Origin of the sequence: Nocardia callitridis (assembly GCF_039543305.1) — a bacterium.
Taxonomy (GTDB): domain Bacteria; phylum Actinomycetota; class Actinomycetes; order Mycobacteriales; family Mycobacteriaceae; genus Nocardia; species Nocardia callitridis.
In genome coordinates, this window is sequence record NZ_BAABJM010000002.1 from 1,498,462 (window position 1) to 1,510,992 (window position 12,531).

Annotated in this window: 15 protein-coding genes; 7 read left to right on the plus strand and 8 right to left on the minus strand. The window is 67.6% G+C overall.

Annotated features, from left to right (window positions below; all coding sequences use genetic code 11):
* Positions 1–61: 61 nt before the first annotated feature.
* Both ABEA50_RS15615 and ABEA50_RS15620 read right to left on the minus strand, forming a co-directional pair.
* On the minus strand, positions 62–820 hold the full coding sequence (locus ABEA50_RS15615; protein ID WP_345496093.1) for a DUF3159 domain-containing protein: 759 nt from the start codon (positions 818–820) through the stop codon (positions 62–64).
* 3 nt (positions 821–823) lie between these two features.
* Entirely contained in the window at positions 824–1,201 is a 378-nt protein-coding gene (locus ABEA50_RS15620) for an OB-fold nucleic acid binding domain-containing protein (RefSeq protein WP_345496094.1), read from the minus strand.
* Positions 1,202–1,340: 139 nt separating this feature from the next.
* Between ABEA50_RS15620 and ABEA50_RS15625 the strand changes: the two genes are divergently transcribed.
* Positions 1,341–2,120 carry an alpha/beta hydrolase gene (locus ABEA50_RS15625; protein WP_345496095.1) on the plus strand — a complete coding sequence of 260 codons (780 nt, stop codon included), beginning with the start codon at positions 1,341–1,343 and terminating at the stop codon, positions 2,118–2,120.
* A gap of 7 nt (positions 2,121–2,127) precedes the next feature.
* Here the strand turns inward: ABEA50_RS15625 and ABEA50_RS15630 are convergent, their stop codons facing one another.
* Both ABEA50_RS15630 and dut read right to left on the minus strand, forming a co-directional pair.
* Positions 2,128–2,913, minus strand: a complete 786-nt coding sequence (locus ABEA50_RS15630; protein WP_345496584.1) for a DUF3710 domain-containing protein — start codon at positions 2,911–2,913, stop codon at positions 2,128–2,130.
* Between the two features lie 443 nt (positions 2,914–3,356).
* Positions 3,357–3,839 (minus strand): dUTP diphosphatase, encoded by a 483-nt coding sequence (gene dut, locus ABEA50_RS15635; RefSeq protein ID WP_345496097.1) that lies wholly within the window; start codon positions 3,837–3,839, stop codon positions 3,357–3,359.
* Between the two features lie 90 nt (positions 3,840–3,929).
* Here dut and ABEA50_RS15640 point away from each other — a divergent pair, with 90 nt between their 5' ends.
* On the plus strand, positions 3,930–4,502 hold the full coding sequence (locus tag ABEA50_RS15640; protein WP_345496098.1) for a DUF3093 domain-containing protein: 573 nt from the start codon (positions 3,930–3,932) through the stop codon (positions 4,500–4,502).
* Positions 4,503–4,568: 66 nt separating this feature from the next.
* Here the strand turns inward: ABEA50_RS15640 and ABEA50_RS15645 are convergent, their stop codons facing one another.
* The gene (locus ABEA50_RS15645; protein ID WP_345496099.1) at positions 4,569–4,871 is read right to left on the minus strand and encodes a DUF4193 domain-containing protein; all 303 of its coding nucleotides are present in this window, start codon (positions 4,869–4,871) and stop codon (positions 4,569–4,571) included.
* A 376-nt stretch (positions 4,872–5,247) separates the two neighbouring features.
* Here ABEA50_RS15645 and cei point away from each other — a divergent pair, with 376 nt between their 5' ends.
* Positions 5,248–5,925 carry an envelope integrity protein Cei gene (cei, locus tag ABEA50_RS15650; protein ID WP_345496100.1) on the plus strand — a complete coding sequence of 226 codons (678 nt, stop codon included), beginning with the start codon at positions 5,248–5,250 and terminating at the stop codon, positions 5,923–5,925.
* 52 nt (positions 5,926–5,977) lie between these two features.
* Here the strand turns inward: cei and ABEA50_RS15655 are convergent, their stop codons facing one another.
* Positions 5,978–6,895, minus strand: a complete 918-nt coding sequence (locus ABEA50_RS15655; protein WP_425577617.1) for an inositol monophosphatase family protein — start codon at positions 6,893–6,895, stop codon at positions 5,978–5,980.
* Positions 6,896–7,121: 226 nt separating this feature from the next.
* Between ABEA50_RS15655 and ppgK the strand changes: the two genes are divergently transcribed.
* The 3 genes from ppgK (at position 7,122) to ABEA50_RS15670 (ending at position 9,855) form a co-directional block, all read left to right on the plus strand.
* Positions 7,122–7,880: a polyphosphate--glucose phosphotransferase gene (gene ppgK, locus ABEA50_RS15660; protein WP_345496102.1), complete on the plus strand. Its 759-nt coding sequence runs from the start codon at positions 7,122–7,124 to the stop codon at positions 7,878–7,880.
* 185 nt (positions 7,881–8,065) lie between these two features.
* On the plus strand, positions 8,066–9,427 hold the full coding sequence (locus tag ABEA50_RS15665; RefSeq protein ID WP_345496103.1) for an RNA polymerase sigma factor: 1,362 nt from the start codon (positions 8,066–8,068) through the stop codon (positions 9,425–9,427).
* A gap of 65 nt (positions 9,428–9,492) precedes the next feature.
* The gene (locus ABEA50_RS15670) at positions 9,493–9,855 is read left to right on the plus strand and encodes a hypothetical protein (RefSeq protein ID WP_345496104.1); all 363 of its coding nucleotides are present in this window, start codon (positions 9,493–9,495) and stop codon (positions 9,853–9,855) included.
* Between the two features lie 33 nt (positions 9,856–9,888).
* On the opposite strand, the gene ABEA50_RS15675 is transcribed toward ABEA50_RS15670, so the two are convergent.
* Positions 9,889–10,275, minus strand: coding sequence for a VOC family protein (locus ABEA50_RS15675; protein WP_345496105.1), 387 nt, complete (start codon positions 10,273–10,275; stop codon positions 9,889–9,891).
* Positions 10,276–10,418: 143 nt separating this feature from the next.
* Here ABEA50_RS15675 and ABEA50_RS15680 point away from each other — a divergent pair, with 143 nt between their 5' ends.
* Positions 10,419–11,177, plus strand: coding sequence for a rhomboid-like protein (locus ABEA50_RS15680; protein WP_345496106.1), 759 nt, complete (start codon positions 10,419–10,421; stop codon positions 11,175–11,177).
* A gap of 170 nt (positions 11,178–11,347) precedes the next feature.
* On the opposite strand, the gene ABEA50_RS15685 is transcribed toward ABEA50_RS15680, so the two are convergent.
* Positions 11,348–12,529, minus strand: coding sequence for a cation:proton antiporter (locus ABEA50_RS15685; protein WP_345496107.1), 1,182 nt, complete (start codon positions 12,527–12,529; stop codon positions 11,348–11,350).
* Between the last annotated feature and the right edge of the window lie 2 nt (positions 12,530–12,531).

Below are 12,531 nucleotides of genomic sequence, written 5' to 3' on the forward strand. Positions count from 1 at the left end.
GGCACCATCGGGCCGAACCCCGCTTCATCGACGCCGACGGACACCCGTCGACGCGGACTACTCAGGCGGACTCGGCGGCGTGGCGACCCGCACTCTTGGCCTTGGACTCGGGCAGATGCCCCGCCCTGCGCACCGCCCACACCGTGACCGCCAGGGCCACCGCGGTCAGCGGCCAGCCCATCGAGATCCGCGCTACCGCCAACCAGCCCGTGTGGTCGGAGTCGTAGAGCTGCGACTGCACCAGGTACCTGGCACCGAACACCACCACCCACGCGCTGGTCGCGAGATCGTAGAGCCGCACGACGGGTCGATCGGCCCGCCACGACGTGCCGTGTCCGTTCAGGGCACCCCAGATGACGCCGACCAATGGCCATCGCACCACCATCGAGACGACGAACACCCCGGCATACACCAGGCTCGTGTAGATCCCGAACAGGAAAAAGCCCTTCGCCTCACCCATCCGGTAGGCGATCAGCGCGCAGACACCGACTCCGATGAAACCGGAGATCGCGGGCTGCACCGGCGACCGTCGCACCAGCCGCCACACCAGAATCGCCGCGGCGACCCCCATGGCCGACCAGACCGCGGCTGTCAAACCGGCGAAGCTGTTCACCGGGACGAAGACGAGCACGGGCAACGTCGAGAAGATCAGCCCGCTCAGGCCGCCCAGTTGCTCGAGCAACGTCTGCTCGCCGGAACCGGCGCGCTTGCCCTCGGCGGCTTCGGCTCCCTCGGTGGCTTCGGCGCCGTCGGCGGCCTCGACCTCGGTCGTTGCGGCGGCGTCTTCGCCCGCGGCGGTGTTGTCATCGCTCGATGGCATACGTCAGCTGTTCTCGCGCAATTCGTAGTAGGGGTTGTAGATCACCTTGCGGCCGTCCCGGTCGCCGACCCGGCCACGCACCAGGATGCGTCGCCCTGGCTCGATGCCGGGGATCCGCCGACGTCCGATCCACACCAGGGTGATGGCATCGGTGCCGTCGAAGAATTCCGCTTGCACGTTGGCGCCCGCGGACTTGGGGCACGCCTCGACGCTGCGCAGTCTACCCAGCATCGTCGCCTCATCACCGCGGCGGCACTCAGAAGCCCGACAGGCTCCCGATTCTTCCGATTTCTCGGCCAGCTCCTCGGCATCCAACTGATCGAGGTCCTCGGTCAGTCTGCGGCCGAGACGCCGAAAATAACCCGAGGCTGCGGATGACATTTCGCACGCTCTCCTGCACACAGCAGATGGCGTGACCGGCACACCATCCTGATTTTCAGTTTCCCGACCTCGTACGAACCATTCAGCGCGTACACCGCCACTGTAGATGGGCTGGTCTGCCCCCGCTACGCTCGGTGCGATGTTCGACTCCGCACACCCGGTCACCGGCCCGACCACCGCTGCCGCGACGCACCGATTCGGGCCGCTGGCGGCGGAATCCGACCAGCTCAGCGCCACTGTCGTCGCGCTGCCCGGCACCGGATCCGATGCGGACTTCGCCCGGCGCGCCTTCGGTCCCGCCGGCGCGGCACACGGTGTGTCGGTCGTCGCGGTGGAACCGGATCCCCGCGCGGTCGTGGCGAGCTGCCTGGCCGCGCTCGATGCCGCCGCGGCGACCGAACCCGTTGTCGTCGCGGGGATTTCGCTCGGTGCGGCGATCGCGGTCGAATGGGCGCTGCGCCACCCCGACCGCGTCACCGGAGTCGTCGCGGCGCTACCGGGCTGGACGGGGCCCGACACCAGCGGCTGCCCCGCCGCCGCGAGCGCCGCGATGACCGCGGCGCAACTACGCGCCGACGGATTCGAGGCCGTCGCGGCGCGGATGCGCGCCAGCAGTCCACCGTGGCTGGCCGCCGCGCTCACCCAATCGTGGGGCGCGCAATGGCCGGATCTGCCGCAGGCGTTGGAGGAAGCCGCCGCATACGCCTGGCCGGACACGGCGACACTCGGCGCGGTGCGCGCGCCCGTCGCGGTGGTCGGCGCCGTCGACGACCCCGTCCACCCCTACGCGGTGGCCGAACAGTGGGCGGCCGCCATCCCGCACGCGGCACTGCACGGCATCACCCTCGATGAACTGGGCGCCGACCCCGCGATCCTCGGGCACACCGGATTGGCCTGGCTGCGCGAGCAGCGAGGCTAGTACCGCGCTAGTTCAACCCGAGCTGCTGCATCGCCGAGCCGTCGGCGCCACGCCTCGGCCCTTCCGGCATGCGCGGCGGCAACACCGCCTGCCCCGCCTGTGGCACATTCCTCGGCGCGGGTTGCGCCGCCGTTCGAGCCGCCAGCGTCTGTTGCTCTTGCGCCTGCACCTGCTGTTGATGTGCCGCGGTCAACTGATCGGCCAGTTCCTGCGGCAGCACCACCGGAAGCGGGTCGCGCACCGGAAGCGGGTCCTCACCACGGCGCACCACCGTCTCGCGCAGCACCGCGTGTGCCGCGGCGATCAGCGGGCTGTCGGCGGCGACCGCACCCGAGGGCCCCGCCGCGACCACCCGCACCATCCAGCGGTAACCGTCGACGCCGATGAACCGCAGATCCGCGGTATCGGTGATCGCCAAGAGCTCGCGACCCCACGGTCCGGTCTCGATCGCGACCCGTGCGCCGTCCTTGCGCAACGAATCCGCGAGATCGGCGGCGACCGTGCGCCACTGGCCCGGCGACTTCGGCGCGGCGTACGCGGCGACGGTGATCCTGCCCTGCTCGGTCGCCAGATGCACCGCTTGCGGCTGACCCTCCGGCGTCATCTCCACCTGTAACTGGCCACCCGGCGGTACCGGGACGATGACCGAACCGAGATCGAGGCGCTGCTCGGCGACTGTGTCGATCAGTTCGGCCACGTCGTCGTAGTCGTAAGGACCCGACTGCTGCGCCGCCTGCTCGTCGTCGTAGGCGTCGTATCCGCCACCCTGGTAGCCCGCCGCCGGTGCGTGCACCGGAGCCGGTTCGGCGTAGTCGTCGTAACCCGGTGCGTCGTACTCGGTTTCGTCGTAACCAGTCTCGTCGTACCCGTTTTCGGCGTACCCGTGCTCGTCGTAGACCGGCTGGTGGTACTCGGCCTCGCGGTGATCCGTGCGCTGCCCGCCGTCGCCGTGCCGTCCAGCACTCTGATGCCGCCCACCCGAGTACCCGGGCTCGCGGTAACCGGCGTCCCTGCGCCCGTTGTACGCCAACTCCGGACTCGCGTAGCCGGTCGGCTGCGCGACGCCGTAGCCCGCGTCGTCGTAGTGGGTATCGGCGTACTCGGCGTCGGCGTATTCGCCGTCGTAATCGGCGTACTCATCGTCGTAGACGACGTTCGCGTCGGCGTCGTCGCGGGTCTGGTATCTGTCGTCGCGGTAGCGATCCGCCGATCTCTTCTTCTTTCCGAACATTCCCGTCATGCCTCCCGGCCGGCGCCATCGGCCGTCAAACTCGCGTGACCACCACTCGAGCCGTAACCTCCCGCACCCCGTGCGGTTTCGTCGAGCTCGTCGACCTCGACGAAATCGACCAACTCCACGCGCTGAACCAGTAGTTGGGCGATGCGGTCGCCGCGACGCAGTTCGATCGGCGTGCGCGGATCGTGATTGATCAGGCACACCTTGATCTCCCCGCGATACCCGGCGTCGACCGTGCCCGGCGTGTTCACCACCGAAAGACCCGCCTTGGCCGCCAGGCCCGAACGGGGGTGAATCAGGCCGACGGTGCCGATCGGCAAGGCCACCGCGATACCGGTACCGACGAGCACCCGCTGCCCCGGCTCCAGGATGACGTCCTGGGTGGTGCACAGATCCACGCCCGCGTCGCCGTCATGGGCGCGCGTCGGAACGGGGATGCCGGGGTCGAGGCGTTGCAGGGGTATCGGTGAAGGTGCGTTCACGGTGGACGAGCCTACGCGTAGCGTCGCGAGGGTAGTGACTTAGTGTTGAGTCGTGTCGGACCAGCCCAAACCCGGTGCCATGGAGGCGTGATGAATGACAATGGCGGAACCGGAGAATCCGGTGCCGGTGCCGCGACCACCAAGGCTTCCGCGACCGTGACGCCGCAGGTGGCGCGCGGCGGCGCCGAGCGATCGACGATCGAGCCCTATCGCGAACGACTCTGGGTGCCGCTGTGGTGGTGGCCGGTGGGTCTTGCCGTCACAGGTCTGCTCGCGGCGGAAATCCACATGGGCGCGCCCGGCCTGCGCGCGTGGTTGCCGTATGTGCTGCTGTTCCCCGTCCCGGTCTGGGTGCTGTTATGGCTGAGCCGCCACCGTGTGGAGGTGGCACCCGATGCGGCGGGAACGCTGGAACTACGCGCCGATCGCGCGCATCTGCCGGTGAATTTCGTGGCCCGGTCGGCCGCCGTGGCGCCGACAGCCAAGAGCGCGGCGTTGGGGCGTCAACTCGACCCCGCCGCCTACGTGCAACATCGGCCGTGGATCAAGCCCATGCTGCTGCTGGTTCTCGATGACCCGGACGACCCGACGCCGTACTGGTTGATCAGTACGCGTCGACCCGAACGGGTCCTTGCCGCGCTCGGGCTGCCGAGCGCGGGCTGACACTGTGTTCGTGTCCTGACCTGTGGTTCGTGTTCCGAGCCTGTCGTGCCTGATCCGCGAGCGGGATCAAGCCGCGCAGTCCCTGCAGATGAGCTGTCCGCCGCTTTCGGTGGCCAGCCTGCTGCGGTGATGCACGAGAAAACAGCTGGAACAGGTGAACTCGTCGGCCTGTTTCGGCACCACCCGAACCGTCAGAACTTCTTCGGATAGATCCGCGCCGGGAAGCTCGAACGACTCCGCTGTATCGGATTCGTCGACGTCCACGACGGCGGACTGCGCCTCGTTACGACGAGCCTTCAGCTCCTCGAGCGAATCCTCCGACACTTCGTCGGATTCGGTGCGCCTCGGTGCGTCATAGTCGGTTGCCATGTCGTCTTCCCCTCGTCCTTACTACGTATATCCCGGACCGGCACGCGCACACCGATTCCTTGAAAATCGGCGTGACCCGCACCGCCCCGCCGGTGGTACACATCACACGTGCACCGCTCGTCTATCAGGGCAGATCGTGCAGATCTACTCCCTATAGCGCTCGGTAAACGCAGGACATGCCCTTCTTGTTCCCGCGACCGACCACCGATTTCGCGGCCGGTGATTCGATCTGGGCCGCCAGACAATAGCGGACGGCACAACAAAAGTCGCAATCAAAACACAGACGAGTCGAAACCGGCAGGGAATCGACACCGCGCCCGCGACGCACGCGTGACCTAACGTGCCGAGCCCGCAACATTATTCGTAGAGTGTGCTGGTGGTTTCACTGATCACTGAAGGAAGAACGACGGACAACCAGGGGCAACCCTTCCTCCGTCGTCGCCCCCGGCCCTGGTTCATCATGCTGGCCGTCGTCACGCTGATCTGCGCCATCGTGTGGATCAAGGCGTTGACGACGCATGCCGACGACAGCAGCGCGATGACATGCAACTCGCCTACCCCGGCGACCGACCCCGGTTCCGCGCAACCCGCGACGCTCGGCCAGCGGGTGGGTACGGGCCGACTCCAGGAGGTGGAACCCGCGGCACTCAGCGCGAGCAAGGTGCGCGTGTTGAACGCGAACAATCAGCGCGGTCAGGCCGCGCATATCGCCGCACAGCTCGGCGACCTCGGCTTCGCTCCGGCCTCGGGCGAGCCGTACGGCAACGATTCGGTCTACGTCAACGGCGACCTGGAGTGCAGTGGTCAGATCCGATTCGGCGTGAACGGTCGACCGGCCGCGGCGTCGGTGCAGTTGGCGGCACCGTGTGCGGAGCTGATCGAAGATCAGCGCACCGATGACAGCGTCGATCTGGTGCTCGGCTCGCTGTTCCGCGATATCCAGCCGGGCACCGATGCCGAGGAGGTGCTGCGCTCGCTGAAGAATCCCGCACCGGGCGGGGGGCCCGATATCGACACCAAACTGCTGGAGGCAGCGCGTCAGGCGAAATGCTGAGTCCCGCCTGAGTACGTGTCGCCGCGGCTGGACCGCCGCGGCGACACGCCCGTCACCGGTCCGGAATCGGCTCGGTCGCGCCGACCGCGGCGAGCAAGGCCGCCAGCTCGTCGGCGATACCGGGTGCGGAGGCGATCACCAGGTCACCCGCGGAGCCGGGTGCGGTCGCGGGCGGCAGTGTGAGCCGCGCACCCGCCTCCGCCGCGATGAGCGCGCCCGCGCCCCAATCCCACGCGTTCAGACCGTGCTCGAAGTAGGCGTCCACGCGTCCAGCGGCGACGTTGCACAGATCGAGGGCGGCCGACCCGAACCGGCGGATGTCGCGCACCTGTCCGAGCACCTGCGCGATGAGTTCGGCTTGGCGCACCCTGCGGTGCTTGCCGTAGGCGAAGCCGGTGGCCACCAATGCCAACTCGACGGTCTTCGCCGCTGAGCACCGCAGGTGCTCCACCGCGCCGTCGGCGTCGACCCGCAACGCGCCGAGGCCCAGGCCGGCGCTGTAGGTGGCCGTACGGGCCACGTCTACCACCGCGCCCGCCACCGGCCGGCCACCGCGCATCGCGGCCACGGACACCGCGTAACCGGGAATGCCGTACAGAAAATTGACGGTGCCGTCGATCGGGTCGAGAACCCAGTGCACGACGTCGGCGCTCGTGTCGTCGATGCTGCCGCCGCCCTCCTCACCGAGGATCGGATCCTGCGGGCGCTGTTCGGCGAGCAAGCCGCGGATCAGGTCCTCGGTTTCGGTGTCGACAATGGTCACCGGGTCGGTGGGGTGTTGTTTGACCTGCACCGCCCCCTCGTCGTGCGCGCCAGCCGGTCCGAATACCTCCGGGCGGCGCGCGCGGACGTGCGCGGCGGCGGTTTCGGCTAGATCGACGGCGATACGGCGCAGTTCGGCTTCGTCCCCGCGCGCGGCGAGGGATGCGGAGGAGTCGGAGTCCGATACGGGCGATGAGGTTTCGGGCACGCCTCCCATCGCATCACAGATTCCCCACGTCCGCGTGTATCAGGTCTCGTATCGAACGTTTCCGACCGGGCCGTTAGTCTGTTGCGGCACGCCGACGACCGGTAGGCCGGAGGACCCCTGGCACGCCGTCGACGGCACCGCGTAGCGCGTTTCCCCGCACTCCGGCGTTCGACTCGGCGCGGGTAGCGCAGCGACCACATCGCCAGCCACACAGGAACGAGGGAACATGTCCGTCCGCGGGCACGCATTCGGTATCGATATCGGTGGAAGCGGAGTCAAGGGTGCCGCGGTCGATCTGGCCACCGGAGAACTGGTTCACGAACGGATCAAGATCGCCACCCCGCACCCGTCCACCCCGCAGGCCGTTGCCGAGGCGGCCGCAGCGCTGGTCGCCGAGGCCGGATGGGACGGGCCGGTCGGTCTCACGCTGCCGTCGGTGATCCTCGGCGGCGTCGCGCGCACGGCGGCCAATATCGACAAGAGCTGGATCGGCACCGACACCCGCGCATTGTTCTCCGACGCGCTCGGCGGCCGCGAAGTCACGGTGCTCAACGACGCGGACGCGGCCGGGCTGGCGGAGGATCACTTCGGCGCGGCAAAGGATTTCGAGGGTTTAGTGCTGTTGCTGACCTTCGGGACCGGTATCGGTTCGGCATTGATGTACCGAGGAACCCTGGTGCCCAACACCGAACTCGGTCACCTCGAGATCGGGGGGATCGAGAACGAACACCGCGCGGCCGCGTCGGTCAAGGATCGCGACGAGCTCACCTACGAGCAGTGGGCGGCCGAGGTGAGCACGGTGCTGATCGGGTTGGAGAATTTGTTCTGGCCCACCGTCTTCGTCGCAGGTGGCGGCATCAGTCGCGACGCCGGTCAGTGGATTCCTTTGCTCACCAACAGGGTTCAGGTGATCCCCGCGGACTTGCGAAACTCGGCGGGTATCGTCGGTGCCGCGATGGCCATCGATGCGGGCATCAGGCCGTGACGTGCCTCCCGCGCCGATGACGCCATCGTGCCGAAGGTAACCTGGTTGGATCGTTACAATGGAACGTGCCCGGCGGTGAGCCGGAGAAACCCGACCGGCCGCTGCGCCGGTGAAACCCGACAGACCGCTCCGCCGGAAGATTACTCTGGCGTGACGCCGCACGAGACCGTCACGAAAGGGCGTACGTGGTAGCCACGAATACCCGTCACACCGCCGATTCGGCGATTGTCGACTCCGCAGATGTTACCGAGGCACGACCGGTTCGGAAGGCTGCCGCGAAGAAGGCGCCGGCCAAGAAGGTCGCTGCCAAGAAGGCGCCTGCGAAGAAGGCCGCTACCAAGAAGGTGCCCGCGAAGAAGGGCGCGGCCAAGAAGGCGGGCACCGACGGCGACCCCACTATCGATGAGTCGATGGAGGAGGGTTCGCCAGAGGCTGCCGACCTGAGCGACCTCGAGGTGTCCGAGGACGACATCACCGAGGATGCTGCCGTCGAACTGGTTGCCGGTGCCGACGAAGAGGAAGCCGACGCCGAGCCGACGGCCGCCGACAAGGCGTCCGGCGACTTCGTGTGGGACGAGGAGGAGTCCGAGGCGCTACGGCAGGCCCGCAAGGACGCCGAACTCACCGCTTCGGCCGACTCGGTCCGCGCCTACCTCAAGCAGATCGGCAAAGTCGCACTGCTCAACGCCGAGGAGGAGGTCGAGCTCGCCAAGCGCATCGAGGCCGGCCTCTACGCGGCGGAGAAGGTGCGTGAGTTCACCGAGCAGGGCGAGAAGTTGCCGGTCGCGCAGCGCAGGGACTTCAATTGGATCGTGCGCGACGGCAACCGCGCGAAGAACCACCTGTTGGAGGCCAACCTCCGACTGGTCGTCTCGCTGGCCAAGCGGTACACCGGTCGCGGTATGGCGTTCCTCGACCTGATCCAGGAGGGCAACCTGGGTCTGATCCGTGCGGTCGAGAAGTTCGACTACACCAAGGGTTACAAGTTCTCCACCTATGCCACCTGGTGGATTCGGCAGGCGATCACTCGCGCCATGGCCGACCAGGCCCGCACCATCCGTATTCCGGTGCACATGGTGGAGGTCATCAACAAGCTCGGCCGCATCCAGCGCGAGCTGCTCCAGGACCTCGGCCGTGAGCCGACGCCGGAGGAGTTGGCCAAGGAAATGGACATCACGCCGGAGAAGGTGCTGGAGATCCAGCAGTACGCGCGTGAGCCCATCTCGTTGGACCAGACCATCGGTGACGAGGGTGACAGCCAGCTCGGCGATTTCATCGAGGACTCCGAGGCCGTTGTCGCGGTGGACGCGGTGAGCTTCACGCTGTTGCAGGATCAGTTGCAGTCGGTGTTGGAGACGTTGTCCGAGCGTGAGGCAGGCGTGGTCCGACTGCGTTTCGGCCTCACCGACGGTCAGCCGCGCACCCTCGACGAGATCGGTCAGGTGTACGGCGTCACCCGTGAACGCATCCGCCAGATCGAGTCGAAGACCATGAGCAAGCTGCGCCACCCGAGCCGTTCCCAGGTATTGCGCGACTACCTGGACTGATCGGCGAGACGAGCGTTCTCGACGCCCGCATTCGTTGTGCCACCGCACTTTTCGGTGGACGATGAATGCGGGCTTCGTATTTCCCTGACAATTTTCTCCCTGCCGCACCACACGCGCGATTCGCGATCCACGGCCGCAGCGGCCGATCACCGCATCGACCGTTCCCACCGTGCGCATGGCGAGCGACCGCGCTGCGCGATGTCGATCTGTTGCCGTGGCGCGACGGGCCGGCGCGCACCATGCCCCCGGTGGCGCCGGAGGCGGTCGCGGCCGCGATCGTCCGGGCGCTCGACCGCGGCCGCGAGCGGGTCGTCTACCCGTCGTACTCGCTTCTCCCCCTGGAACTTCCGGTGATCGGACGAATCGTCGCCGCGATCGGCGCCCGTCGCATCGATACCGCGGGGGCGGTGAACCACGCTCCGCGTTGAGCACTCACGAGCCCGACCGCCGCTCGATAACGCTCAGCGGACGACGTCCTGGGGGTACCAGCGCAACTCGATCGTGTTGTCGTCGGGATCCTTGATGTAGATCGACTGTGCGTCGCCGCGTGCTCCGTAACGGCGCGCGGGACCCTCCACCACCGTGAAGGTCCCCTCGGCGATCACCTCAGCCCAGTCCAACGGCTCGACCACCAGGCAGAGGTGGTCGACATTCGACTCGCCTCGTGGCGCGTGAACGAGGTCGATAATGGTGGCCTCATCGACGCGTACCGACGGGAACGGCGCCTCGCCCCGACGCCACTGCTCGACCCGGACAGGCGCCAATCCGAGTGGGCCGCAATAGAACTCCAATGATCGCTCGACATCCGCGACGTTCAGCACGACGTGATCGAAAGCTATGACCCGCATGGATGGTTTCTCCCGTTCCTTGTCGTCGACACTCCCCACACCGATTGTCCGCTCCGGTGCGCCGATTCCGCCGTACCGGTCGGCGCGTCACCATTGCGCGGGTCGTAGCGACAGCATCACCTCGGGCACGGCACACTTGCCTGGTGGCAACCCCCACCCCGACGCCGTACCGGTCGCCGTGGACCCAGCCGGTCGAGTTCGGCGCGCAACTGCGCGCCGCGTGGACCGGGCTGCGCCGTCCCGGTCTCGCGCGACGGATCCTGCCGGGACTGCGCGCACATCTGGGTGCCGCGCCCGCCAGTACTGCCTACGCGTTCACCTTGTTCGTCACGTGGTGGACCTTGCGCGGAGTCGGTAACACGGTCGAGCATCGCTTGATCTTCTCGGCGTCGACCAATCTGCACAATATGCGCGAGCAGCCGGTCCAGGTACTGGTGGCCTCGGCATTCTGGACCGAGGGCGGGTTTCCGTGGGCGGTCATCGTGGGGTTTCTGGTGGTGATGGCCTACGCCGAGCGCTGGCTCGGCACGCTGCGCTGGATCATGGTGTTCGCCACGGGGCATATCGGCGCGTCACTGCTCACCGTCACCGCGATCGCGCACGCCATCGACCGAGGCGTCATTCCGGTGAAGGTGGCCGTGGCCACGGATGTGGGCAGCAGCTACGGATTCTCGGCGGTGCTCGCCGCGCTGAGCTTCCGTTTCGTGAGTCCGGCCCGGTGGATCCTCGCGGGGGCGTTTCTCGCGGTGTTGGTCGCCTCGTTGTGGATCGGGCCGACCTTCACCGACTACGGCCATCTGTGCGCGGCCGGAATCGGTGTGGTGATCGGCTCATGCGCGTCACTGCTGTGGCGCTGGCTGGAGAAGAACGGCCATGCCGAGGCGGCGAAGCATCAGAGGTGACTACGTCTACGGTCACTACGCCTACGGTGACTACCATTCGTTCGTGACGGGTACAGCCCGGCGTAGATCGTCTCCGGCGACGCACGCACCGTAGGCGATCCACGCCGAAGGCGTAATGGGAGCCGTCGGCGGATGAGTGCTTCCATACGGCTGGTGCGGCCACGAGTCGACTACGCCACCCCGGTGTCGCCCGCCCGTACCCGTTGCACCCATCCCGCGAGCGGTTCCACCACCCGCGCGAGCACGGGCCCGAGCACCGCCATCAGCAGCACGTACGCCGTCGCCAATGCCGCGAGGCGACTGTCGACCCCGGCCGCCACCGCCAAACCCGCGATGACGATGGAGAATTCACCGCGCGCCACCAGCGCCGCCCCCGCACGTGCCCGCCCCGCTCGGCCGATGCCGTGTGCGCGCGCCGCCCACCAACCGGTGGCGACCTTCGTCGCGGTGGTGAGCACGGCGAGCACCACCGCCCACCCCAGCACCGGCGGTATCGCCCCGGGGTCGGTGCTCAAACCGAAGGCGACGAAGAAAATCGCGGCGAACAGGTCCCGCAGCGGCTCCAGCATTTTCGCCGCCACCCGCGCCGTCGACCCGGAGATCGCGATACCGAGCAGAAACGCCCCGACCGCCGCGGACACATTCAGCGCCGAGGCGAACCCTGACACCAGCAGCGCGGCCCCCACGAGGGTCAACAGGAACACTTCGCGATCGGTGCTGTTCACGATCGCCGAGACAACGCTGCCGTAGCGCAACGCCACCACGAGCACCACCGTGATCGCCACCAGCGCGATGGCCAGCGAGGTCAGTCCGCTGAGGAAGCTCAGTCCGGCAAGCATGGTGGTGAGCAGGGGCAGGTAGATCGCCATCGTGAGGTCTTCGAACACGAGAATCGAAAGGATCACCGGGGTTTCACGGTTGCCGAGCCGACCGAGATCGTCGAGCAGCTTCGCCGCGATGCCCGACGACGAGATGTAGGTGACCCCGCCCAGGGTGATCGCGCCGACCGCACCCCAGCCCAGCAGCAGTGCGAGCACCGCGCCCGGTGTCGCGTTGGCGACGAGATCGAACACGCCCGCGGCCCACGAACGGCGCAATCCGGTAACCAGCTCCGCGGCCGTATATTCCAGACCGAGCAGCAGCAACAGCAACACGACACCGATGTCGCTGGCGATGTGGCCGAATTCGTTCGCGACCCCGAGTTCGAGGACCCCGCCTTGTCCGAAGGCGAGACCACCGAGCAGATACAGCGGAATCGGGGACATCCCGAAGCGTCCCGTGACGCGTCCGAAGATGCCGAGTACGAACAGCATCGCCCCGAGTTCGATCAGGGCGACCGCTGTTCCGGCCACGG

What these genes read in the sequence shown, in the direction of transcription:
- ABEA50_RS15620 (WP_345496094.1), bottom strand. Translation starts at nt 1,201, where the DNA reads ATGTCATCCGCAGCCTCGGGTTATTTTCGGCGTCTCGGCCGCAGACTG.
- ABEA50_RS15670 (WP_345496104.1), top strand. Translation starts at nt 9,493, where the DNA reads ATGCGGGCTTCGTATTTCCCTGACAATTTTCTCCCTGCCGCACCACAC.
- ABEA50_RS15645 (WP_345496099.1), bottom strand. Translation starts at nt 4,871, where the DNA reads ATGGCAACCGACTATGACGCACCGAGGCGCACCGAATCCGACGAAGTG.
- ABEA50_RS15615 (WP_345496093.1), bottom strand. Translation starts at nt 820, where the DNA reads ATGCCATCGAGCGATGACAACACCGCCGCGGGCGAAGACGCCGCCGCA.
- ABEA50_RS15640 (WP_345496098.1), top strand. Translation starts at nt 3,930, where the DNA reads ATGAATGACAATGGCGGAACCGGAGAATCCGGTGCCGGTGCCGCGACC.
- ABEA50_RS15625 (WP_345496095.1), top strand. Translation starts at nt 1,341, where the DNA reads ATGTTCGACTCCGCACACCCGGTCACCGGCCCGACCACCGCTGCCGCG.
- ABEA50_RS15675 (WP_345496105.1), bottom strand. Translation starts at nt 10,275, where the DNA reads ATGCGGGTCATAGCTTTCGATCACGTCGTGCTGAACGTCGCGGATGTC.
- ppgK (WP_345496102.1), top strand. Translation starts at nt 7,122, where the DNA reads ATGTCCGTCCGCGGGCACGCATTCGGTATCGATATCGGTGGAAGCGGA.